This window comes from Colwellia sp. PAMC 21821, assembly GCF_002077175.1.
Classification (GTDB): domain Bacteria; phylum Pseudomonadota; class Gammaproteobacteria; order Enterobacterales; family Alteromonadaceae; genus Cognaticolwellia.
The window spans coordinates 85,386-106,414 of record NZ_CP014943.1 but is presented as its reverse complement, the minus strand read 5'-3'; the positions used below and the strand labels follow the sequence as shown (position 1 = coordinate 106,414).

Annotated in this window: 24 protein-coding genes; 12 read left to right on the top strand and 12 right to left on the bottom strand. The window is 36.4% G+C overall.

What is annotated here, in order from left to right; genetic code table 11:
* The first annotated feature begins 22 nt into the window (after positions 1–22).
* The 3 genes from A3Q33_RS00430 to A3Q33_RS00420 all read left to right on the top strand — a co-directional run bounded on the left by A3Q33_RS00430 (position 23) and on the right by A3Q33_RS00420 (position 1,693).
* Positions 23–499: a YcfL family putative periplasmic lipoprotein gene (locus tag A3Q33_RS00430; protein ID WP_081177912.1), complete on the top strand. Its 477-nt coding sequence runs from the start codon at positions 23–25 to the stop codon at positions 497–499.
* Between the two features lie 18 nt (positions 500–517).
* The gene (gene lpoB, locus A3Q33_RS00425) at positions 518–1,120 is read left to right on the top strand and encodes a penicillin-binding protein activator LpoB (protein ID WP_081177911.1); all 603 of its coding nucleotides are present in this window, start codon (positions 518–520) and stop codon (positions 1,118–1,120) included.
* A 105-nt stretch (positions 1,121–1,225) separates the two neighbouring features.
* A complete protein-coding gene (locus A3Q33_RS00420; RefSeq protein ID WP_081177910.1) occupies positions 1,226–1,693 on the top strand; it encodes an outer membrane lipoprotein in 468 nt (155 codons plus the stop codon).
* Positions 1,694–1,744: 51 nt separating this feature from the next.
* Here A3Q33_RS00420 and A3Q33_RS00415 read toward each other — a convergent pair whose 3' ends face one another.
* From A3Q33_RS00415 to A3Q33_RS00405, 3 genes are all read right to left on the bottom strand, one after another.
* Positions 1,745–2,047: a hypothetical protein gene (locus A3Q33_RS00415; protein WP_081177909.1), complete on the bottom strand. Its 303-nt coding sequence runs from the start codon at positions 2,045–2,047 to the stop codon at positions 1,745–1,747.
* Positions 2,048–2,142: 95 nt separating this feature from the next.
* Positions 2,143–2,742, bottom strand: coding sequence for an RDD family protein (locus A3Q33_RS00410; RefSeq protein WP_081177908.1), 600 nt, complete (start codon positions 2,740–2,742; stop codon positions 2,143–2,145).
* Between the two features lie 193 nt (positions 2,743–2,935).
* On the bottom strand, positions 2,936–4,018 hold the full coding sequence (locus tag A3Q33_RS00405) for an endonuclease/exonuclease/phosphatase family protein (RefSeq protein WP_081177907.1): 1,083 nt from the start codon (positions 4,016–4,018) through the stop codon (positions 2,936–2,938).
* A gap of 271 nt (positions 4,019–4,289) precedes the next feature.
* On the opposite strand from A3Q33_RS00405, the gene A3Q33_RS00400 reads away from it, so the two are divergent.
* Positions 4,290–4,469, top strand: coding sequence for a DUF6435 family protein (locus A3Q33_RS00400; RefSeq protein ID WP_081177906.1), 180 nt, complete (start codon positions 4,290–4,292; stop codon positions 4,467–4,469).
* A gap of 144 nt (positions 4,470–4,613) precedes the next feature.
* Here A3Q33_RS00400 and A3Q33_RS00395 read toward each other — a convergent pair whose 3' ends face one another.
* Together A3Q33_RS00395 and A3Q33_RS00390 are read right to left on the bottom strand one after the other, a co-directional pair.
* Complete coding sequence (locus A3Q33_RS00395) at positions 4,614–5,495, bottom strand: mechanosensitive ion channel family protein (RefSeq protein ID WP_081177905.1); 882 nt, start codon at positions 5,493–5,495, stop codon at positions 4,614–4,616.
* A 443-nt stretch (positions 5,496–5,938) separates the two neighbouring features.
* Positions 5,939–6,118 carry a DUF6435 family protein gene (locus A3Q33_RS00390; RefSeq protein WP_081177904.1) on the bottom strand — a complete coding sequence of 60 codons (180 nt, stop codon included), beginning with the start codon at positions 6,116–6,118 and terminating at the stop codon, positions 5,939–5,941.
* Between the two features lie 350 nt (positions 6,119–6,468).
* On the opposite strand from A3Q33_RS00390, the gene A3Q33_RS00385 reads away from it, so the two are divergent.
* The 3 genes from A3Q33_RS00385 to A3Q33_RS00375 all read left to right on the top strand — a co-directional run bounded on the left by A3Q33_RS00385 (position 6,469) and on the right by A3Q33_RS00375 (position 9,420).
* The gene (locus A3Q33_RS00385) at positions 6,469–7,092 is read left to right on the top strand and encodes a 3'-5' exonuclease (RefSeq protein ID WP_081177903.1); all 624 of its coding nucleotides are present in this window, start codon (positions 6,469–6,471) and stop codon (positions 7,090–7,092) included.
* Positions 7,093–7,197: 105 nt separating this feature from the next.
* Positions 7,198–8,115: a formate dehydrogenase accessory sulfurtransferase FdhD gene (locus A3Q33_RS00380; protein WP_081177902.1), complete on the top strand. Its 918-nt coding sequence runs from the start codon at positions 7,198–7,200 to the stop codon at positions 8,113–8,115.
* A gap of 261 nt (positions 8,116–8,376) precedes the next feature.
* Positions 8,377–9,420 carry a zinc-binding dehydrogenase gene (locus A3Q33_RS00375; RefSeq protein WP_155866666.1) on the top strand — a complete coding sequence of 348 codons (1,044 nt, stop codon included), beginning with the start codon at positions 8,377–8,379 and terminating at the stop codon, positions 9,418–9,420.
* Here A3Q33_RS00375 and A3Q33_RS00370 read toward each other — a convergent pair.
* The 6 genes from A3Q33_RS00370 to A3Q33_RS00345 form a co-directional block, all read right to left on the bottom strand.
* Positions 9,417–10,076, bottom strand: a complete 660-nt coding sequence (locus A3Q33_RS00370; protein ID WP_196798023.1) for a substrate-binding periplasmic protein — start codon at positions 10,074–10,076, stop codon at positions 9,417–9,419. The genes A3Q33_RS00375 and A3Q33_RS00370 overlap by 4 nt on opposite strands.
* A 125-nt stretch (positions 10,077–10,201) precedes the next feature.
* On the bottom strand, positions 10,202–10,672 hold the full coding sequence (gene ybaK, locus A3Q33_RS00365) for a Cys-tRNA(Pro) deacylase (RefSeq protein ID WP_081177899.1): 471 nt from the start codon (positions 10,670–10,672) through the stop codon (positions 10,202–10,204).
* A 2-nt stretch (positions 10,673–10,674) separates the two neighbouring features.
* Positions 10,675–11,283: a PqiC family protein gene (locus A3Q33_RS00360; RefSeq protein ID WP_081177898.1), complete on the bottom strand. Its 609-nt coding sequence runs from the start codon at positions 11,281–11,283 to the stop codon at positions 10,675–10,677.
* A complete protein-coding gene (gene pqiB / locus A3Q33_RS00355) occupies positions 11,283–12,938 on the bottom strand; it encodes an intermembrane transport protein PqiB (RefSeq protein ID WP_081182123.1) in 1,656 nt (551 codons plus the stop codon). The genes A3Q33_RS00360 and pqiB overlap by 1 nt, the downstream gene beginning before the upstream one ends.
* A complete protein-coding gene (locus A3Q33_RS00350; protein ID WP_081177897.1) occupies positions 12,931–14,121 on the bottom strand; it encodes a paraquat-inducible protein A in 1,191 nt (396 codons plus the stop codon). The genes pqiB and A3Q33_RS00350 overlap by 8 nt, the downstream gene beginning before the upstream one ends.
* Positions 14,122–14,268: 147 nt before the next feature.
* On the bottom strand, positions 14,269–14,868 hold the full coding sequence (locus A3Q33_RS00345; protein WP_081182120.1) for a uracil-DNA glycosylase family protein: 600 nt from the start codon (positions 14,866–14,868) through the stop codon (positions 14,269–14,271).
* A 353-nt stretch (positions 14,869–15,221) separates the two neighbouring features.
* On the opposite strand from A3Q33_RS00345, the gene A3Q33_RS00340 reads away from it, so the two are divergent.
* From A3Q33_RS00340 to A3Q33_RS00325, 4 genes are all read left to right on the top strand, one after another.
* Positions 15,222–16,139 carry a M14 family metallopeptidase gene (locus A3Q33_RS00340; RefSeq protein ID WP_081177896.1) on the top strand — a complete coding sequence of 306 codons (918 nt, stop codon included), beginning with the start codon at positions 15,222–15,224 and terminating at the stop codon, positions 16,137–16,139.
* An 83-nt stretch (positions 16,140–16,222) separates the two neighbouring features.
* Entirely contained in the window at positions 16,223–16,795 is a 573-nt protein-coding gene (gene efpL, locus A3Q33_RS00335; RefSeq protein WP_081177895.1) for an elongation factor P-like protein EfpL, read from the top strand.
* A gap of 151 nt (positions 16,796–16,946) precedes the next feature.
* Complete coding sequence (locus tag A3Q33_RS00330; RefSeq protein ID WP_081177894.1) at positions 16,947–17,498, top strand: GNAT family N-acetyltransferase; 552 nt, start codon at positions 16,947–16,949, stop codon at positions 17,496–17,498.
* A gap of 375 nt (positions 17,499–17,873) precedes the next feature.
* Positions 17,874–19,832, top strand: coding sequence for a methyl-accepting chemotaxis protein (locus A3Q33_RS00325; protein ID WP_081177893.1), 1,959 nt, complete (start codon positions 17,874–17,876; stop codon positions 19,830–19,832).
* A 179-nt stretch (positions 19,833–20,011) separates the two neighbouring features.
* Here A3Q33_RS00325 and A3Q33_RS00320 read toward each other — a convergent pair whose 3' ends face one another.
* A complete protein-coding gene (locus tag A3Q33_RS00320; RefSeq protein ID WP_081177892.1) occupies positions 20,012–20,527 on the bottom strand; it encodes an NUDIX hydrolase in 516 nt (171 codons plus the stop codon).
* Between the two features lie 294 nt (positions 20,528–20,821).
* Between A3Q33_RS00320 and A3Q33_RS20690 the strand changes: the two genes are divergently transcribed.
* The gene (locus A3Q33_RS20690; RefSeq protein WP_196798022.1) at positions 20,822–20,971 is read left to right on the top strand and encodes a hypothetical protein; all 150 of its coding nucleotides are present in this window, start codon (positions 20,822–20,824) and stop codon (positions 20,969–20,971) included.
* The last annotated feature ends 58 nt before the right edge of the window (positions 20,972–21,029 follow it).

Genomic DNA, 21,029 nt, shown 5'->3' with positions numbered 1-21,029 from the left:
GAATAAAGGATCAGGAGGAAATATGTTAAATAGCAAAAACACGATCAGTACTCGTCAAAAAATTACTGGCAGCTTAGTGGTGATATTAGTCAGTGCTATTGTTAGCGCTGGCTGCGCAAATAAAAAGCCTCCTGTAACTGCAGGCACTGGCACTAGCGCGATGACGCAAGGTGATGACTTTAGTAAATACCTTGAAGTTCATAACAAAAATTTAGCGAAGCGATTATTTATCAGCGACGTTAAATCACGTAAAAGTAATGACTTACTGGAAATAAATTTAACCTTGACCAGTCGTTACGAGAAATCGCAAAAATTACAATATCATTTCAATTGGTTTGACGAAGCTGGTTTTGTTATTGAAGCCGGAAAAACGCCTTGGGTTCCTTTGGAATTGCACGGTCAACAAACAACAACTTTACGAGGATTAGCACCGAACATTAATGTCAGCACTTTTAGTGTTTATGTTCGTGAAATCCCTGAAAAAGCATACAAATATTAATCGTTAAGGAAAAGCATTATGAATAAATTAGCACTGGTAACAACACTCGGCTTAACCCTAGTATTAGCCGCGGGTTGTGCTAATAAATCCGTCGTTCGTTATGGAGATGCCACCGCGGTAGAAACAACGGATATTAACTTTGGTTCAACCGATTTACAAAAAGTCGCAGCCCAAATGACCGACTCGTTATTATTATCACCCGTTGTTGGCACATTAACGCAAAACACACGCCCGGTAATGTTTGTAGAACGCCTAAAAAATAAAACCAGTGAGCATATTGATACTGAGTCAATTACTGACTCTATTTCTACCAAGCTATTACGTTCTGGCAAGTTCCGTTTTGTTGATATGGGCCGAGTAGAAGCAGCACGTGAACAACTTAAATTTCAACATGACGGCGGTATGGTTGACCCAAGTAAAGCCACTCAGTTTGGTCGCCAAATCGGCGCGCAATATATGTTATATGGCAACTTATCGAGTATCGTAAAAAGTAATCAAGATAAGACAGACGTTTATTACAAATTTACCCTGCGTTTAATGGACCTGGAAAGTGGTTTAGTTGAATGGGCAGACGAAACTGAAATTCGTAAAACTAAAGCGAAAGAATCGGTGGGTTGGTAAGTTTAAAGCTTGATAGATAATTGATAATACCATTAAAAATTAGCTAGCTACTTTTATCAAATATTTTTTATTAAGTATGTTGTTTATCAAAAATAGGTGGGCAAAATGAAGACAATCTATATAACGTTAATTTGTTGGTTGGCACTAATCCCCTTTGCTAAAGCTGATTATGAGCGAAATAAAGCGGTCCCAGTTGAAAAAGTGTTGTTTGGTCAAGTAATGTCTGTACGTAATATTACGGAACAGGAGTTGATACAAGATAAAAATGCTGGCTGGAAAACCTTCGGCGGTGCGTTGATTGGTGGCGCGATAGGCAATCAATTTGGTAGCGGCAGTGGCCGAGGTGTAGCCACTATATTAGGCGCAATTATTGGTGGGTCAATAGCGCATGATAGAAACCCTGAATATCATGAAAAAACGTTATTGCTCGTTGAGCTAATGATCAAAGTTGAAAATGGCGATGAATATATGGTGATACAAGACTTAGATCACCGTATGCTATTTCAACAAAAGGATGATATTCGCATGATTTATCTCGCCAACGGTACTGTGCGTATTGATAAGCAGATGTGATTTTAAAAATGGCTTAGACGTGGTACTAAGCCATTTTTTATTAAATTTGATTTATTTCGCCAATCTTTGCTCTGTTAGGTTTAATCGTTTTTGTGAACTATAGACACGCTGCTTTTCATTACCTTTGATTAGAAACACTTCTATTTCCACAGATATTAACGCTGATTTTGGGAAAACTTCTAGAATACCTAATTCACCAAGCTTGGCAGAGAGAAGTGCTGTTCTACCATTAGCAAAAAAACTAGTGTCTTGATCTCTACAATCACCGTCGATATAGAGCTTTATACCACGTGCCCATGTATTAACAATTTTAACGTTATGATCTTTGACTGTGAATTCGAATTCTTTTCTCATTTAGAAACTCCTTTTAAAAATAGTGTAACGCTTAAAATACCCTCAAAAAGTAAGTAAAGCGTCAATACTTGGCTTTTTATTCTTTAGCATAGTTGTTAGGTATCGGTGTAGCTCACTTTTGTTTTGGCTACATAGTCATGTAAGCAACGTCTTTGCTTACCAAAAATAAATAATGGGTTTACGATGCCTGAAATAAATTGGCCTACCGAGGGTACAAACCCAATTAATTGCATTGGCAGCATGCGTTTGAGGTAAATAGTCGATAAAGTCGCTTTGCTACCATCTAAGTTCTCAATTCGAATAGACATATAATGTTTGCCTATGGTTTGTCCATAATAATACAAAAGGTAACCATGCAAAATTAATGTAGTTAATAAGCCATAGAAAAACACAGCGGCAATGAAAGTTAGGGTTGGTTCTTGGAAGGCATCAAACCCGACATAATAAACTATAGGAATTAATGAGATAAGAGCAATTGCTAAATCAATAAATGCGGCAATCAAGCGATCAAATTTTGATGCTTTATCTCCAGATTGTTTTGTTTTATTAATTTCTTCAGGACTTTCAGATTCTTTCTGACGAATTATCTCAGCTATTTCTTTTGCTCTTTCAGGATATAAATCTCGATCAATAGACTCAGCGCAAGCATAAAGTTCATCTAAAGAATACGAAGAAAAGTTAATTTTAGCATCCATGTTTTTTAACACTCCTTGTTGTATAACATCATATTCGCTTAAGAATAAGAAATTACTATCTATGTAAACCAAGTTAATTAATTAATCAAATTGGTATTACCTTTTAACTTAGATCAATCTACTGATATTTCAAGTTTAATTGATATAGCTAGAATTATTGTATACAAAGTTGCTAGGTTTTAAGTACTTCATTCTATTCCGCAGGCGTTGGTACATCTTTTTTACTGACTTGTTTTTCATGTGTGATCTCTTCAGACCATTTTTTTTCTTCGGCTTCGGCTTTTATACCTTCCTGGTCACTTCCGTGTGGGGAAGTAAATACCAATCTAGTGAGTAAAGGAAAATGATCTGAATCAATAGACGGTAAGCGTTTAATATCTCGTAGTGTAAAATGCGAGCTGTGAAATAAATGATCTAATGGCCAACGGGCTATTGGGTAATCTACGTGAAAAGTGTTAAACGCGCCACGGCCGACACGAGGGTCTAACAAACCACTAATTTTGCGGAACAATCGAGTGGTTGCAGACCAAGCAACGTCATTTAGATCGCCAGTTACAATCACCGGTTGCTTACTTGTTGCAACGCTTTTAGCCACCATAATTAATTCTGCATCACGCTCAGCCGATTCAGGATTTTCTGTAGGGCTAGGTGGCGCTGGGTGAAGAAAATGAGCACGCACTTTATCGCCGGTTCGTAATGTTAAGCACACATGTATCGATGGCACATCTTGCTCCACTAAGTAACATAACTCCTGCTCGTCTAGCGGTAGCCTTGAATAAACATGCATGCCATAAAGGTTGTCGAGCGGGCATTTAATGCTGTAAGGCATATCAGCTTCAATAACGTTAAGCTGGTCTTGCCACCACTGGTCTGACTCCAGAGTAACTAATACGTCTGGCTTATGCTGTTTAACTAAATCGATTAAGGCTTTAGCGTTACGATTAGGGGTGAATACATTCGAGGTTAATATGCTCAGTTGCTTTTCAGCGCTGCTATCCTTTGATGTTGCTACCTCTTTACGCCATAAAAAGGTAAAAGGTAGTATCCACCATAATTGCCATATTAAACATGCAGTAGTGGCTAAAATTAATGTTTGTGCGACTATTGATTCTCGATCTAACAAAAGCAATTGGGCAATTAATAACGCAGCGGCAAATATCATAAATTGCAAACGCGGGAAGTCCATACCTCTGATAAACCAATGTGGGTGTCGCCATAATGGTAATAGCGTAAACATGAGAATGAGTAATGTGCAAAGGATGAGTATTTGTAACATATAGATTTTTTCTTTAATAGTTAGTTTTATATTATATCAACAGGGCTAAATATTTCTTCAATTTGAATAAATTAACATGTGTTTTTGAAGCAATAGGTGAATTAACTGTATATTTTGCCTTTCGTCATGAGTCATCAATAAAGATACGATTTTTTATCGACTAAGCATAGTGCTAATTTTTTGTTTGTTTAAAAAGTCTAATAAATAAAAAATCCAAAATACCTTTTACATCGTATAATCGGCATTAACTTACTCAACAGTCATTTATTATATGTTTTCAATATTTAAGTCAGACCCATTAAAAAAATTAAATAAACGCTATGAAGCCAAACTTGAGCTCGCTATGCATGCTCAAAGAAATGGTGATATTAAAGGCTATGCCATGATCACTGCTGAAGCTGAAGAAATAGCGGTTGAAATAAAAGCGTTAGAAATAGCAGCTAGTAGCTGATTTAATCACGATGTCTACAGTGTATAAAAGTCAGGGTTATTCTTGGATGGTGAGCTAATTTCAGCTTTACATGAATGATATTACTTCAGCATAAGACTTGTTTATACTAAAGTAATATCGTTGATTTTATATTAACAAGGTTAATTATTCAGCTGTTTCATCTTGCTGTTTATCTGTGTTAACACTAATCGGTTGATTAAAAGTAAGGGTACGATAAGGGAAAGGTATTTCGATACCAGATTTATCAAGTGCAGATTTTACTGCCGCTACTACTTCATCTCGCGACTCTCTAATGTCTAGGGGCTTAGAGCCTGTCCACCAAGTCACTTCAAAGTTTATTGATGAGTCTGCGAACTCGTTAGCAAATATTTGTACAGGTCGAGAATCACTAATAACCGTTTTACAATTGGTTACCGCTTGTTTTATAACAGCTCTCGCCTCGTCTACATTTTCCCCATAGCCTACGCCACACACAATGGTAGTTCTACGCTGGTCAAGATCTGTTCTTATCGTGAGTGGGTTCTTAAATAATATACTATTAGGCAGTATGACTAATTCACCATCGGGTTGGCGAATATGCGTTTCACGTACGAGTATTGATTCAACGGTACCTTCATAACCCTCACAAGCAATAAAGTCATTAATGCGCATTTCTTTACGAATTAAAATGATAATTCCGGCTAAAAAGTTTTCAAAAATGTCTTTAAAAGCAAAGCCAATAGCAACAGAGCCTATACCTAACCCGGCAAGCATTTTAGTTGGCGTTAGTCCTGGGAAAGCTATAATAGCGGCAATCATGATACCAATAATCCAAATGGCTATCGAAGAAAATAAAATCAGTAAATTGATTAAGCTCTTACGTAATTTTGTTTTTTTAAGAATACGCTGTGCTATATTTTTTGCTAATTTAGCGAAAGCGTAAGTTAACAATATTATGACGAATGCAATCAATAATTGCGGCATAACTTCAATAGCACCTCGTGCTATATCGCGAAGTTGCGTAACCAAAATATTAATGGGTTCCATCTTTACGTCCTTTTAATGCCTTAAGCGTTATCTTAGTTTGAAAACACCTATACTTGTAAAAATAATGGTTATACCTATTTTATTAATTATGTAAGCAACTTTTTTATGGGGAAAAATAGCTAATGACAAAGCATAAAATGTAGTCAGTAGTTATACTACTTATAAATTTTATAACGTCGTCGTTATACATTTTAACCATTAAAAATGAGCAGCTAATTAATTAACTTAATGGTACTACATAGCTTTAAATTTACTTTTTTATTATTACCGTAATATAAAATTAATTAATTTTGTTTTTAAAATCAAGTAAATTTCTTGCGGCTGTTGCCGTGAATTTACATAAATCGTAAATAGAATAATGAAGTGATAAAGTAACTAGCAACACTCTGTAATGTTGATTATGTATAAAGGATGTTTATGGGTCTAACTAAAATTGCTAATGTTTATGCTTTTGAAGAGTTTTCTAACGCTTGTATTTTTTTTCTAATATTCAATGCTTCTTCAGTAAGTATTGAAAAGGCACTTAGATCACCATTTCTCTGTGCATAAATGGCTTTTTCAAGCTTCTCTTCATAACTTTTATTTAATATTTTAGTTGAGCTTTTCTTAAATAATGAAAACATATAAATTAATGTCCAGCCAGTGAGTTATGAATGTTTATACGTATATAAATAGTTTTTGGTTTACTATTTTAAAATTAAAGGTAAAAATTAATTTTAGTCAACAAAGGAGGATAATTAAAAAGCTATATTTTTCAAGTAGATTGTCTACCTCAATGGGCGATGTAATTGTTTTTTTAAATATCAACAACCACTCTGACTGCCTTACCTATCATTTAGTTCATATAATATATCAAAACATTGATATTGCACTTTTGTGCCGCGTTGATGATGTTTACATGAATAAATTATGAGATAATTTCATTTATTAAATTACCTTCTCTTAATTCGTATTAACCATAAAGGAATCGTTAGTGTTAGCTAACTCGATAGTAGTTCTCGATTTTGAAACCACAGGTTTATCGCCTGATCAAGGTGACCGTGCCATTGAAATTGGTGCAGTTAAACTTGAAAATGGTCTTGTCACGGACAGATTTCAAGCGTTGATGAATCCTGGTAAACGTATCAATAGCTTTATTGAAAACTATACGGGTATTAGCAATAGAATGCTGGCTGTTGCATCACCTTGTGCAAACGTTATGACTGATTTTGCTGACTTTATTGGCGAAAGTAATTTACTAGCACACAATGCCTCTTTTGATTCTCGTTTTTTATCCGCCGAGTTTTCACGTTTGGGTCGTCAGGTTCTAGGCGAATTTACTTGTTCGTTATTGGTCTCGCGACGCATTTATCAAGATGCTCCAAATCATAAGTTAGGAACGTTAATTAATTACAAAAATATTGCCGCCGATGGCAGTTTTCACCGAGCGTTATTTGATGCAGAAATGACCGCTGAATTGTGGTTAATTATGTTAAATGATATTAGCGAGCGTTATGGTTTAGAGAGCATACCTTTTAGCTTAATCAAACGTCTGACCAGAACCCCAAAAGCCCAAATAGGCAAACTACTAACAAATTACGCTGCTAAAGTAAGTTAACTCAATAAGTTATACTGCAATTTTGGCTATTCCAAATTCAAATTATGGTTAACTGTAAACCCGAGTTAGTAGTCATATAATATTTCCAATGAAGGCTTTTTAGCTATGAGCATTAAAACATCTATAAAACAGTTTGAAGACGTGAACGATGCGACAACAGAGCTGAGAAAATTTCGATATATCGCTAATGGCCGAGTGTTGGAGCTTGATCACGTTATTATTGAACAACCTCTACAAATACGATTGTTGTGGCAAGCACAAGACAGCACTGAACGTCAAAGCCAAGTGTTTTCAATTACTATGCGCACGCCTGGCGATGATGAGGCGCTTATTATAGGATTAATGCAGTCTGAAGCGGTTATTGAGCACTACCATCAGCTTGAAAGTGTCTTACCAGAAATTGACGACCATGAAACTGAACCTTCTAATGACAAGGCCAGTGATAATCAATGGGAAGTTAAGCTCGCTAAAGGCGTTATTCCTGATATTAAGTCACTTGAACGTTATCAAGTGACTTATAGCAGTTGTGGTTTATGCGGTACTACTTCATTAAAGTCTTTGGAAATGAAAAACCCACCCAGTTTGAATCAAAGTAAACATTGGTTGTCATTCAATAAAGTCTGCGCGATGCCAGATCTAATGCGCAGGGCACAATCACAATTTGTACAAACGGGTGGATCGCACGCAGCAGCATTATTCGATGAATTAGGCCAATTAATTGATATAAAAGAAGATATAGGCCGTCATAATGCGCTAGATAAGTTATTTGGTGCTAGTTTAGCTGTGCGAAATATTAGTCATTCACAATGCTGTGTATTGGTCAGTGGCCGTATTAGCTTTGAAATTGTGCAAAAAACAGTCATGGCCGGTGTCGCTGTTTTGATAGCGGTTGGTGCCCCGTCAGAGTTAGCCATTTTAGCCGCTAAACGTTTCGATTTAACATTAATTGGCTTTACTAAACAAAGTGGATTTAATTTATATAACGGTGATTGGCGGTTGTTACCCTTGCAGGATAGATCTTAATAACTTCAGTAACACAATTAATATCTAACACGAATAAGATGTAACACTAATAAGTTATCAGTTAACACTTTTATGTAAGTAACGATTACTTTAAATAGGGAGTATTCCCCAGAGAAACGGCCAGATATTTAGCTATATACCACCACCCGCCATTTAATCGTTGTGCAGTTTTCAAGCTGTTTCAATTGTATGCATAAGTCTTTTGTCCGTTAGCTTTTCTCAGGTATGCTGTTTGTATCATGAAAATAAGAGGAATTAACGTTGACTGACAAGATGATGAAAACTGTTAAAGGTTTCGCTTTAGTACTAAGTGATGAACATGAGCTAAAACCTTCGCAAAGAATAAAGCCCATTGAAAAAACATTACCTGAGCTTAAGCCTGGGCAAGTATTAGTTAAAATGTTGGCTACACCTGTTAATCCCTCCGACTTAATGTATTTGTTAGGGAAATATGGTCTAGCAGCACAAGATGGTGCCTTTGCTGGGTTTGAAGGTTGTGGCATTGTAGTCGAAGCCAATGCCGGACTTTACGGTAGATGGTTAAAGGGCAAGCGTGTTGCGCTATCAGCACAACCCGGTATTGATGGCGTATGGGCTGAATATGCTATTACAAAAATAAATTTTTGTTTACCGGTTCGAAAAGAATTAAGTGATGACCAAGCGGCCACGATTATCGTTAACCCTTGTACATCGGTTTGCTTAGTAGAGCGGGCTATAGCTCTTGGCAGTAAAGCCATAGTCATTAATGCTGGTGCAAGCCAAGTAGGTAAGGGGGCTATCCGTTACGCTAAGCTTAAAGGTATTAAAACTATAGCGACTGTGCGCAGTGAAGCGAATGTTGAAGTTTTGAAAGCTTTAGGTGCCGATTGTGTATTATTAACGTCACATGAAAATTTTGATGAATCATTAAAACATTGGGCGAAAAAACTTAATGCTAAAGTTTTATTAGATGCTGTTGCAGCCAAGGATACCCCTAGAACTTTAAAAGCGATGCCTAATAGCTCTACAGCCATAGTTTATGGTCGTTTGACTGAAACGCATGATGCGCTCGGCGGTTTGTTTAGTGTGGCTGATGTTATATTTCGTGATATTAGAATAGAAGGTTTTTGGTTGGCAAAACACATTGGTGATGCCTCTGTATTTCAAGTATTAGCACTTAGCTCTAAAGTACAAAAACTGTTTGCTCAAGGCGTTTTTAAGACCGATATTTATGCCAGTGTGGGCTTTGATGATTTTCCCGATGCATTAGATCACTACGCGCAACATAAAAGTGATGGCAAAGTGATATTAGTGCCCAATAACTAAAAGTTATATTTTTCAACGAGATTTTGATATTTATTGCTTTTTTTAAAGGCAATTAAAGCGTTGTTAAATAACTCGACGTCTTTACTACTTTTAAATGCGACTTGATACGGGCTTAACGGAAAAATATGGTGAATTTGAATATCACTTTGTTTTAGCGTTTTATTCTGTTGATTCTGTTTATTAAGTTTATTGAAAAAGTGTAAAAATATTTTAGTGTCCATTATGACGATATCGACACGACCTAGTAGCAACAACTCGACCTGTTTTTCTTGATCGGCCACTTGAATATAAGTCGAGCTATTAGTAACTGCTGTGGAAAATTCTTGTCCTAATGCTTTGTGGGCTAATTGGAATGCAGCAATGGAATAATTGGCTAATTCAGCAACACTATTGAGTGATATTGCATTTTTTTTCATGGAAATAGCCACATTTTCATAGCTAATGTAACTTTTGCTGAGGTGGTGACTATTTGGAAATATTTTCTCATTCACAGTCATTACAGCATCAATATCTGGTAATGCGAGCATTTTCTCTGAACGACCATAAGGGATGAAAATAAATTCAGGCGCTTTGCCCATCGCGGCTAATAGTTGCTGAATTAACTCTAATTCAAATCCTGTTTGGCCTTTTTCAATAACATACGGGGGTTTAGACAAGCCCAACACGACCTTAAATGCTTGATTTGCCATACTAGTTGTCGAAAATAAGTAAACAAAGATGAAAAAAATAAAATTTATTGGCATCAACTCTTAACTCTTAAGGTTACGTGATTAAACTTAGCTTATTCGCTGGTAATATTTGCATAAGTGGCTTGTAGCGATAGCACAAGATTTTCTGGCGTTAACTCTATTTCTAAACCGCGCTTTCCTCCACTAACAAAAATGGTATTTAACGCTACAGCACTTTTATCTAGTACGGTGACTAAAGCTTTTTTTTGCCCTAGTGGACTAACCCCACCTAGTACATAGCCAGTAGAGTTTTGTACTTTATTGGCATCAGCCATTTTAATTTTTTTAGCGTGAAGCGCTTTCGCTAACTTTTTCAAACTGAGTTGCTTTATCACTGGGACTATAGCAACCGCTAAAAAACTATTATCAACTTCAACAACTAAGGTTTTAAAAACAGTTTCAGCGCTGACGTTTAATTTCTCAGCTGCTTCAAGTCCGTATGATTTACAATTAACATCATGCTGATATTGATGTAGCTTATACGCTATAGCTAATTTTTGTAATTGCTTAACACCAGGTGTCATAATTAACTTCCGTTTGATTTTTCGTCAATTGCGAGGGTATTTACTATTTTTTGAGCCAATTGACTAATGCTTTTTCGCATTTGCTCTACTGCGTGCTCATAGCCATCTTGGTTTAGCGCTACTGTTAAATTAAAGTTATGCTCAGCTATTTCGCCTGTAAAGTCTTTACCTTGCAGCCAATAAGTTCCGGTAAGTATAGCTTGAGACTGATGAGTGGCATGAAATGCATTTATTTTAACGAATACGACATCAGATGATGCCTCTGGGCTTGACGCCGCAGTGACAAAGTAATGTAAGCGACTATTTATATGATTTAAATCTTGCCTTAAAGCTTCTAGAAAACTGCTCTGAAGAGGCTCGGCCCACATATGAAAGTGCGAGTAGTGCAGTTGATGACTAGAAAGTTGTAAAACCAAACTTGGCTGCTTTAAGTAATCAGGTAGTTCTATCAGGGTAATGGCAATGTTTTGACTATTTTTATTATGAACAGCTGCACTGTTAGTGCTCGTTGGACTATTTAGTAAATAATATTGTGTTTTTTTCGGGGTATTAGCGCTACAAGCAGTGAGCAGTATAATTGACACAATAGATGCTATTAAAATCGTTTTCATTATTGTGCTCCATTTGTTTTTGTTGGTATTGGCTCTGAACCTTCACCACTATTAAATATTAAGCTATTAGGTTGGTGTTTTAGCTGATTAAGCAGAGGTTTTAATTCGTTCATGGTCGCGGTTAGCGTATGTAATGTGCTGCGCAGTTCTTCATAACCTTGGGAGCCTGATGATAAGTCTTTAGTTAATGTGGTAATACCTTGCAAGGTTTTACTCAGTTCACTGCTGATTTTTTGTTGATCAACTTGTCCTAGTAGTTTCTCAATACTTTGACCGACTCCTTGGAGTTCTTGTGCGGTTTGAGTTATTTCGAGCATTAATTGATTGGCATTATTACTCATACTCTTGAGCGGGATGTTATTTAAGTTATCTATAAATTGCTCAGCTTTTGCTGTGATTTGTGAAAACTCATCACCATTGGTGGGTACGATAGGGTAATCACCATATTTTGCGATTTCAGTGACCGGTTGTCCTTTATTATGCTGTAGATCAACGTATAGGCTGCCAGTTAAGATATTTCCTGTTCGTAATACCGCTTTTAAGCCCTTTTCAATCCAATAAATGTTTTGCTCCATCATCAGGTTTTCGCCTTTTTCATTGTCAGGTAGGCCAATTCGACCAGGCTGTAAGCTGATGAGTACAGGGATTTTAAAATCTTCCTCGGTTAACTGTGTTTGCTCACGTGAGCGTATTAAATTAGTTGATTGTACTTTGCCTATTTGTATTCCTTTATATTCGACCGGAGCGCCAACTGACAGGCCTCTAATAGAGTCATTAACCAGTATTACAAACTCGATTGATCGGCGATATCTTTCATCGTCAGCTTCCTCATAACTTGCGTAAATATCATAATACGAGCGTTCGCCTATTTTCTCACCAATAGGCATGCCTTTGGGTATACCGAACGTTACCCCGTTGGTTAACATGGTCTCAAAATTACCTGTTTTAACCGAAATACCATCAGCGTTTAAATCGAACTGTAGACCACTAACATCCCAAAATTTGGTATTACTGGTTATAAGTTGATGATAAGGCGATTTAATAAAGGCATTATAATAAACAACACGCTCTTCAAAATTGAAATAGATATCTTCAAATTGCCCGACAGTTAAGCCTTTATAAATGATTGGATCTCCTTTCTTGTAAGCAAATTGGTCATTGCTATTCAAGGTAATGTGTAGGCCAGGGGTGCCAGCTGGTGTTAGTGGAGGGGAGTCTAAAGCATCAAATAAATGACGCTCTATGTTACTTTTTCCTGGTGATATTTCAATATAAACGCCTGAAATTAATGTACTTAGTCCCGAAATACCAGCATGTGATATTTGTGGTGAAACTACCCAAAACATACTGTCAGTGACTAAGAACTCTTCTGCTGACTTTTTTATTTTTGCTTTTACGACTACACCATTACCGGTTTTATTGAGTTCAATTTTACTCACTTCACCGATATCTACATTACGTGACTTAATTTTGGTTTTTCCTGCTTCCATACCTTCTGCGGTAGGAAAGTTGATGGTAATCGTGGAGCCTTCATTACTCCATTGATAATAAATCATCCAGCAGCCAATTAAGACCGCGATAACAGGAATAAACCAGATGGTAGATACGGTTTTAATTGGCTTTATTTTCGCGTCTGGTGTTTGTGTATCATTCATATTTTTTTCTATCATTCCAAATCAATTGAGGTTCAAAACTCATGGCCGCTAACATAGTGACAATAACTAAGCCTGAAAATGCTAACGTAGCAGCACCTGGTGTAATGCTCATAGTCGGTCCAAGCTGAATTAAACTCGCAAGAATAATAACGACAAAAACATCGATCATTGACCAACGACCAACGAATTCAGCTATACGATACAATTTAACTCTCTGTAAGCTTAATCTATGGCTTTGTTTTTGAACACTATAATTTAACCAAGCCAGCACTAATATTTTAGCTACGGGTATAACAACACTGGCAAAAAACACTATCGCAGCAATTGGATAAGAGCCACCTTTCCAGAGCAAAATAACTCCCCCAATAATGGTGCTAGGATCGTTTTGACCCAAAAAGTGTGTTGTCATGATCGGGAATGTATTCGCTGGTATGTATAATATCACCGCGGTAAGAAGCAGTGCCCAGGTCTTTTGCACACTCAGTGCGTGTGTTGTTGGGTTTTCTTGAGCGACTTTAGACTGGCTTTGTTGTATTTCTATTTTATGTGCCTTTTCAACTTTAGCTAATAATTGGTAAAGTTCACGTTTATCAATATGCAATATCACTATTGTCATTGAAAGCGCAAATAAAATGAAAGCATAAAAAGATAACCCTAGCTCAATTTCCGCCATTGAAATAATTTTAATTAAACTAACCAACGCGCCGATAAGAAATATTTCTACCATGCTCCAAGGCAATAATTTAAAAACCATCGCTAATACTTTTCGGCCGTGCTTGGGATATAGACCTTTATTCATCGGGATAAGTAAATAAATAACTGACAATAAAACAACAGTGGGAATGGCAAAAATAGTAAGAAATTCTATCAGTGCTAAAAGTTGATAATTATTGTCTATTAAAACAAAAAAACTCGTAATGGCGTCAAAATGATTTTCTAAACCATTAGCACTGAATGATAAAAATTTAAACGGTAATGACGCTATTAAAAATATTAATGCAGTAATGGCGAAAGCGACAATTCTTTCATTAGCATTGCGATGAATTGCACTCAAGGTATAGCCGCAACGGGGGCATTGTGCTTTTTGATTCTCTTTTAATAGGGGTAATTTTACAGTCAATGCACATTCGTAGCACTGAACCTCAACGGTATATATCTCGGTGGTTTGCAAGTTTTCTGGCATTATAAATGCCGTCCTCATTTCAGCTATCTTGTGATACTTTAAATTAGCATAAAACAGCCACTTCAAACTAAATTATTTTAACAAAAAGATAGTTTTACGGTTAATATCGACCAGTATTCAATGCTTTTTCCCTCGATGCTTTATTTATCAGTATTCAGTATTGATGATAAGCGCTTTAATATAAGTTTGTAATTCAGGCACAACCTTATCTTCAAACCAAGGGTTTCGCTTTAGCCAAATATTATTTCGTGGGCTTGGGTGCGGTATTGGTATAATAGCGGGGCGAGTACTACGATAATATTTTTGCCAATTTTTAACTGTTGCTGTTAAGGTTTTCTCATTATTATCGGGCAAGTGCCAATGTTGAGCATAACGGCCAATGGCAACAATTAACTTTAGGTGGGGTAATTGTTGGAGTAATTTATCACGCCATTTTAACGCGCATTCAGACCGCGGGGCTAAGTCTCCAGACGTTGCTTTTCCAGGATAACAAAATGCCATGGGTAAAATGGCAAAAATATCAGCATTGTAAAAAAGCGTAGCGTCAACGCCTAACCACTGCCTAAGTCGTTCGCCGCTTTTATCATCAAAAGGTATGCTTGATTGATGTGCTTTGAGTCCCGGTGCTTGGCCCGCAATAAGTACCTTAGCTGATGGCGATATTTGCAATACTGGATTTACCCCTTGTGGTAAAAAATCCTGACAAAGGGTACATTGATGAATATCATCAATTAATTGGATAAAGATATCAGACAAAGGCTTAACCTTGAGTTGTTTGCATTTTTATATCTACATAATGAGTTTAAATATAGAGCATTACAGGCTTCAGTGAAAACGACTATAGTCAATAATATCGCTTTTATTTGTGGCCAATGTCGTCTTTGCCAATTTCTCTCACTATTTCAACATAATTGTTTTAAGGCACAATACAGCTTACTTGGTCATGCAGAAGTCACTTGTTTTGAAAACGAGCTATTAACATAAATACCTTATATTTGGCTATTTTTCTGCGTATAAAGTAGACCAACTAATTAATGAATTTGGTATAATATAATTTATAACCGTTTAAAACGTAGTAATAAAACTTATTAGGTAACTATATGAATACAGAAGCAGCATACCCTATTGGCGAATTGGGAAAGAAATGGACTGATGGTGATAAGGAAATATGGTTTCAACAACAACAAAAAAAACGTAGTTACTTTGACGAAGTTGTCACTAAATTAGATAGTTTAAATGAGCATTTTATTATTGAGCAGTACGGTAGCTTACTCTACGACGCCGAAAATTATCCACTGTACGCTTTAAAATCCCTAAACTGGCTAGAAGATAAGCCCACTATTTTAATTACGGGTGGTGTACACGGTTATGAAACTAGTGGCGTTCAGGGCGCTATTCGTTTTCTGCAAACAGCTGCTCAGCCCTTTCAAGAAGCGTTTAACTTTATTGTTTTACCCTGTATTAGTCCGTGGGGTTATGAAACCATTAATCGTTGGAATCCACTATGTATCGACCCTAACCGCTCATTTTATGAGAATAGTCCAGCACAAGAGTCTTTAGCTGTTATGCAGTTTATGAAAACACTTGGACTTGAGTTTATGGCACATATTGATCTACACGAAACCACCGATTCCGATAATAGTGAGTTTAGGCCAGCACTTGCCGCCAGAGATGCTATTGAACAGAAAAGCTGGAATATACCTGACGGTTTTTATTTGGTAGGTGATAGCGCTAAACCCCAAGCCTCGTTTCAAAAAGCGATTATAGCTGCAGTTGAAAAAATCACTCATATTGCTCCTGCTGATAATGACGATAAATTAATCGGCGTGCCTTTAGCGCAAGTTGGCGTGATTAACTATGCAGCTCGTGAATTAGGCTTATGCATGGGCTTGACTGAAGCACCATATGTTACAACGACTGAAGTGTATCCAGATAGCCCAAGCGCTGATGATGAAACTTGTATTCTTGCTCAAGTAGCTGTTATTACTGGCGCATTAAACTATTTAATAACGCTTTAACCAAAGGATTTAAGCGATATTATCTTGCATATTAAGTAATACATGTTATTTTTCTTTCATAAATTAATTTAGGATGGTTTTTCATGCCAAAAGCTAGTGATATAAAAAAGAATGCCGCGATAGAATATAACGGTAAAGTAATGATTATTAGAGATATTGAACGTTCAGTACCGCAAGGTCGTGCTGGTGGCAGTTTATACAGAATGCGTATGTACGATGTAGTGACTGGTGGTAAAGTTGATGAAACGTTTAAAGCTGACGATATGCTCAATTTTGCAGACTTAACACGACGCCCAGCAATGTTTTCTTATATTGACGGCGAAGAATATGTCTTCATGGATAACGAAGACTACACGCCATACAATTTGAATGAGTCTTCAGTTGCGGATGAAAAATTATTCATTAATGAAGAGACGCAAGGTTTACAAGTGATAATTGTTGACGGTGTACCTGTTGCTATTGATTTACCGTCAAGTGTTGAATTAGTGATCACTGAAACTGACCCGTCAATTAAAGGTGGTTCAGCTACCGCTCGAACTAAGCCCGCTATTTTGTCAACAGGCTTAACGGTGCAAGTGCCAGAGCATATTTCAATCGGCGATAAAATTAAAATCAATACAGAAGAGCGTAAATTTATGGGCCGAGCTGATAAATAACGCTTTGTGATTAAATTTCGGCATCACCCAAGAATGCTGCTGGTGATGTTGGCTACGTATGAAATAAAAAACCAGTTAATTCGTTAACTGGTTTTTTAATTTTTAGATGACCCGTTAAATATTCACGAAATAACGGTTATGAGTAATAGATATGAGCATAAAATTTAGTCCGCTTACCAAATATGACGTTAACTATTCAAATGTAATAGCGCTCTATAAAGAAGCATTCACGACAGTTCGACGTGTACCATCATGGATACTTAAGTGCATGATGAGAAAAGGCAAGACAGGTTTTAGTGTGCTTTATGAAAATGATACTTGGATTGGTTTACTCTATATCACTAAGTATAAAGATATTATTTTTGTTCATTTTTTTGCAATATCTCCATCTCAGCGTTCAACGGGTTATGGCAGCAAAGTAGTAGACGCCATGAAAGAGATATATTCTAAACACAGAATTGTACTTAATATTGAAGAGCTTATAGAAGAGTCAAAAAACTATCAGCAGCGGTTAAAGCGAAAAGCGTTTTATGAAAAAAATGGCTTCAGTTCTTCAGGATATATGGTCAAAGAGCCAGAAGAGCGACTTGAAATGCTGATACTAGGTGGCAATATCAGCAAAGAAGAGATAGAGGCAATGTATAAAAGTCTTTTCGGTGGCGTTCTTGGTTTCCTTTATCGTCCTAAAGTAATAAAAATCTGATAGATAATGGCTAAGTCTGTAAAACAAATAAACTTACAGAGAAACCTTATTTATTGTTAGCATGTCGACCTGTAATTCGAACATTTATCAATGTAACGTTTGGCGCTAAGACCCTTTGAATAAAGGTTTATATGCTTAAAAAAGATCTCTCGTGGTTTGGAGTCTTAAACTGATAAAGTGCTAATAGCATCACTTTGAAAAGTCCAATGATTAGCGTAAGTGGTTGTAAAGAAAACTAATACCACATTACCAACATTAACGACATTAACGAATATGTCGTAATATATGAAAATAATAAACGCCCGAAAAGGCCTTGGTCTCAGCGTCACTCTCAGTTATATTATGGCTACATTTACAACTATTTAACGATTTACTATGAATATTCGCTCTAAACTAACGTTCAGTTTTGCAGCTACAGTTATTGTACCTATTATTGCTATTGCGATTGTCAGCATATCAATGACGATCTCTAAATCTTCGACAAGTTTTGTTGAGCGCACTCAAGATGAGTTAAGACAAGTAGACAACGGCTTTCAACTGTTCTTTCAACAAATAAAAGCTAACGTAAAATTTTTAGCTGAAAATAAGCTAACAGCTCAACTTCCTAATAATACTCATAGCTATATTGGCGCTGATCACATGATGGTGCCGGAAAATGACTCTGTCGAAGAATTAGATTTATATAATCTTTATGAAGACTTTGGTACATCGCACCCTGATTTACTGTATGTGTACACAGGCACTAAAGAAGGTGGTTTTGTTCAATATCCGTTAGAAGAACTTGGAGGTTATGATCCAAGAGAACGTCCTTGGTATAAACAAGCACTAGCCTCTCCTGACACTGCAATTCTTACTGAAGCATATCAGGATGTCATCGGAAAACCGGTAGTAACTTCTGCGTTAGTGGTTAAGAATAAGCAAGGCGACATCGTAGGTGTGCAAGGGCTAGATGTTACCCTTTCAACCTTAACCGATATATTGAGTAATACAAAACTAGGTGAAAGCGGTTATCTCATGCTTATTGATGATTCAGGAACCGTATTGGCAGATGCAAAAACACCAGAGAATAACTTCAAAAATATTAAAGACCTTTCATCACCATTATTTTCTATATTACAAAATACGCCAAATCAAGATCATTTTTCTACAGAGCATTTAGGTCAAAATGTTGATGTTGCGAGTTATTACTCCAAAGCATTAAAGTGGCGTTTTGTTGGTGTTATTCATAGCGATGAAATTTTAGCGCCCGCATACCGTATGAGTATGACCATTGCCATGATTGCCTTAATTATGGTGACATTATTTATTGCCATAGGATTTTGGTTAGCCAACCGTATTGTTCAGCCGATAAACCGTGTTGCACAAGGTTTGCGTGATATTGCGCAAGGCGAGGGTAATTTAACTAAGCGACTAGATATTATTGGTCAAGACGAAGTCAGTGAGTTAGCTCAATGGTTTAATCAATTCTTAGACTCAATTCATCAGCTTGTTGTTGATATTAAAGCCTGTGCATCGACATTAAATGTGGCGGCTAATGAATCGGGTATACAAATTGCTGATGTAAAAGCTGTCAGCTATCAACAAGAACAATCTATAGATAATGTGAATAGCCTGATTGCGACCATGACAGATATAGCGCATCAAACTTCAAGCGATTGCCAAGAAAGTTCAATGACTATTATGAAAACTGAAGAGTATTCAAAAAAGGGAACTGCATTAATTTCGGTGACGGTAAGTGAAGTGAGTTCATTGAATCAATCGTTAAGTGAATCATCTCAATCGATGAAGTCACTCGAAATGGAAAGCGAGAATATTACAAAAATATTAGATGTAATTAGGAGTATAGCTGAGCAAACTAACCTGTTAGCACTTAATGCGGCGATTGAAGCAGCAAGAGCTGGTGAGCAAGGGCGAGGCTTTGCAGTAGTTGCAGATGAAGTAAGAACATTAGCACAACGCTCAAGAAGCGCTACCGAAGAAATTGATACGGTATTGATGAACTTACTGGATAAAACACGTGTTGTTTCTCAACAAATGGGCGTGAATGTCGAACAATCGACACAGACTATCGAAAAAATTGAACAAGCGAATCAATCGTTTAACGAAATAAGCTCTTTGGTTGGACAAGTGAAGGAAAATATTTCACGTATTACTCACGCCGCTGATCAACAACGTAGTTCATCAGACTTGATCAATGATAATATTAGTGGCATTAATCAATCGGCAAAAGGTATTGTTGATACGGCTGATACATTGGCCAATGGGTCGAATGACTTACTTGTTGTATCAAAAGATTTAACAAACTTAGTGGGTCGCTTTAAGGTCAGTAATTAATACCTAATATATGCAATAAATGATGAGCCAGTATATTTTAATCCTTTATACTGGCTTTTTATTTTAAGTGATAGCGTATTGAGATTTCAGCTAATTATTGGCAAGAAGGTGTCAATAATACTGTCTATAACACTGTCAATAATTTATTAAATAAGTCATTAAATAATAAAGATATTACTTTAGATTAATTCAGCAACGATACGTTTTAACAAGAATGTTTCACGTTCAATTGACAAGCCTTTTTTGTCACTGTTTTTTATCACCAATTCATTATGATTGATGGCATCGTGAATATTCATCCAAAGTGCTTGCATACCATTGCGTAATTCATGGGCTTCAAATTCTGGTGCTAGTAGCTCCTGATCAATTTCACAGGTATAACAATAGGAAAGCATATGCATCACGTCATAATCTTCTTTATACCAATTACGATACTCCTCATAACAGCCAAATGCTTGCACGTTGGTGACGTTTTGCGCACCGGTTTCTTCGCGTAATTCACGTATTAAGCCGGCAATATTATCTTCGCCATCGTCAATGCCGCCTCCAGGTAAGCTGTAATCGTGATATCGCTTGGTATAAAGCAGGAGAATATTTTCACCTTTTAATACAATGGCGCGAGTTGCTTTACGTGTAAATTGGTGATTAATATTGGGATGTAAATCGGATACTTGTGTTGATTTTAATAGACGCATAGATAATTTTATTTATGAATGTTTTTCATTTATGGGGATAGTTATCAGTTAATTCAATAGGAAGTCTATTACTGTTTATAAAGCACAAGTGAAAGTAGCTATGAAAGCTTTTAATTAGTGTTTTTTATTTGATTTATCACTTGTTTTTCTTTCAACTGTTCGGATTTTTGTTTCGTTTAAGTTGTGTTTTAGTGTGTTTATGTTTCGTTTTGTAATTTAAATTGAATTTTAACGTGTAAAGTGAAAGTCTCTATGTAATAATACAGGGGTGGTAACGTTAATCAGGAGAGCATTATGGCTCACGAAGAAACAGTGAATGTAATAGAACCTAGCGAAAACGCTAATGGCATGTTAAAAACTATTGATCAGCAATTGTCTGACGCTAATGCAGAAATTGACGATCTTAGAATGCAAATTGCTTGGTTAGAACGCTCTTACGAATAAAGTAAATATTTTTTGAAAAGGCCAGTGTGAATTTCACACTGGCCTTTTTTTTATCAAA

Bases quoted from the DNA above. Each gene is read 5' to 3' on its own strand.
- A3Q33_RS00430 (WP_081177912.1), top strand. From the start codon at position 23: ATGTTAAATAGCAAAAACACGATCAGTACTCGTCAAAAAATTACTGGC.
- lpoB (WP_081177911.1), top strand. From the start codon at position 518: ATGAATAAATTAGCACTGGTAACAACACTCGGCTTAACCCTAGTATTA.
- A3Q33_RS00420 (WP_081177910.1), top strand. From the start codon at position 1,226: ATGAAGACAATCTATATAACGTTAATTTGTTGGTTGGCACTAATCCCC.
- A3Q33_RS00415 (WP_081177909.1), bottom strand. From the start codon at position 2,047: ATGAGAAAAGAATTCGAATTCACAGTCAAAGATCATAACGTTAAAATT.
- A3Q33_RS00410 (WP_081177908.1), bottom strand. From the start codon at position 2,742: ATGGATGCTAAAATTAACTTTTCTTCGTATTCTTTAGATGAACTTTAT.
- A3Q33_RS00405 (WP_081177907.1), bottom strand. From the start codon at position 4,018: ATGTTACAAATACTCATCCTTTGCACATTACTCATTCTCATGTTTACG.
- A3Q33_RS00400 (WP_081177906.1), top strand. From the start codon at position 4,290: ATGTTTTCAATATTTAAGTCAGACCCATTAAAAAAATTAAATAAACGC.
- A3Q33_RS00395 (WP_081177905.1), bottom strand. From the start codon at position 5,495: ATGGAACCCATTAATATTTTGGTTACGCAACTTCGCGATATAGCACGA.
- A3Q33_RS00390 (WP_081177904.1), bottom strand. From the start codon at position 6,118: ATGTTTTCATTATTTAAGAAAAGCTCAACTAAAATATTAAATAAAAGT.
- A3Q33_RS00380 (WP_081177902.1), top strand. From the start codon at position 7,198: ATGAGCATTAAAACATCTATAAAACAGTTTGAAGACGTGAACGATGCG.
- ybaK (WP_081177899.1), bottom strand. From the start codon at position 10,672: ATGACACCTGGTGTTAAGCAATTACAAAAATTAGCTATAGCGTATAAG.
- A3Q33_RS00360 (WP_081177898.1), bottom strand. From the start codon at position 11,283: ATGAAAACGATTTTAATAGCATCTATTGTGTCAATTATACTGCTCACT.
- pqiB (WP_081182123.1), bottom strand. From the start codon at position 12,938: ATGAATGATACACAAACACCAGACGCGAAAATAAAGCCAATTAAAACC.
- A3Q33_RS00350 (WP_081177897.1), bottom strand. From the start codon at position 14,121: ATGCCAGAAAACTTGCAAACCACCGAGATATATACCGTTGAGGTTCAG.
- A3Q33_RS00340 (WP_081177896.1), top strand. From the start codon at position 15,222: ATGAATACAGAAGCAGCATACCCTATTGGCGAATTGGGAAAGAAATGG.
- efpL (WP_081177895.1), top strand. From the start codon at position 16,223: ATGCCAAAAGCTAGTGATATAAAAAAGAATGCCGCGATAGAATATAAC.
- A3Q33_RS00330 (WP_081177894.1), top strand. From the start codon at position 16,947: ATGAGCATAAAATTTAGTCCGCTTACCAAATATGACGTTAACTATTCA.
- A3Q33_RS00325 (WP_081177893.1), top strand. From the start codon at position 17,874: ATGAATATTCGCTCTAAACTAACGTTCAGTTTTGCAGCTACAGTTATT.
- A3Q33_RS00320 (WP_081177892.1), bottom strand. From the start codon at position 20,527: ATGCGTCTATTAAAATCAACACAAGTATCCGATTTACATCCCAATATT.
- A3Q33_RS20690 (WP_196798022.1), top strand. From the start codon at position 20,822: ATGGCTCACGAAGAAACAGTGAATGTAATAGAACCTAGCGAAAACGCT.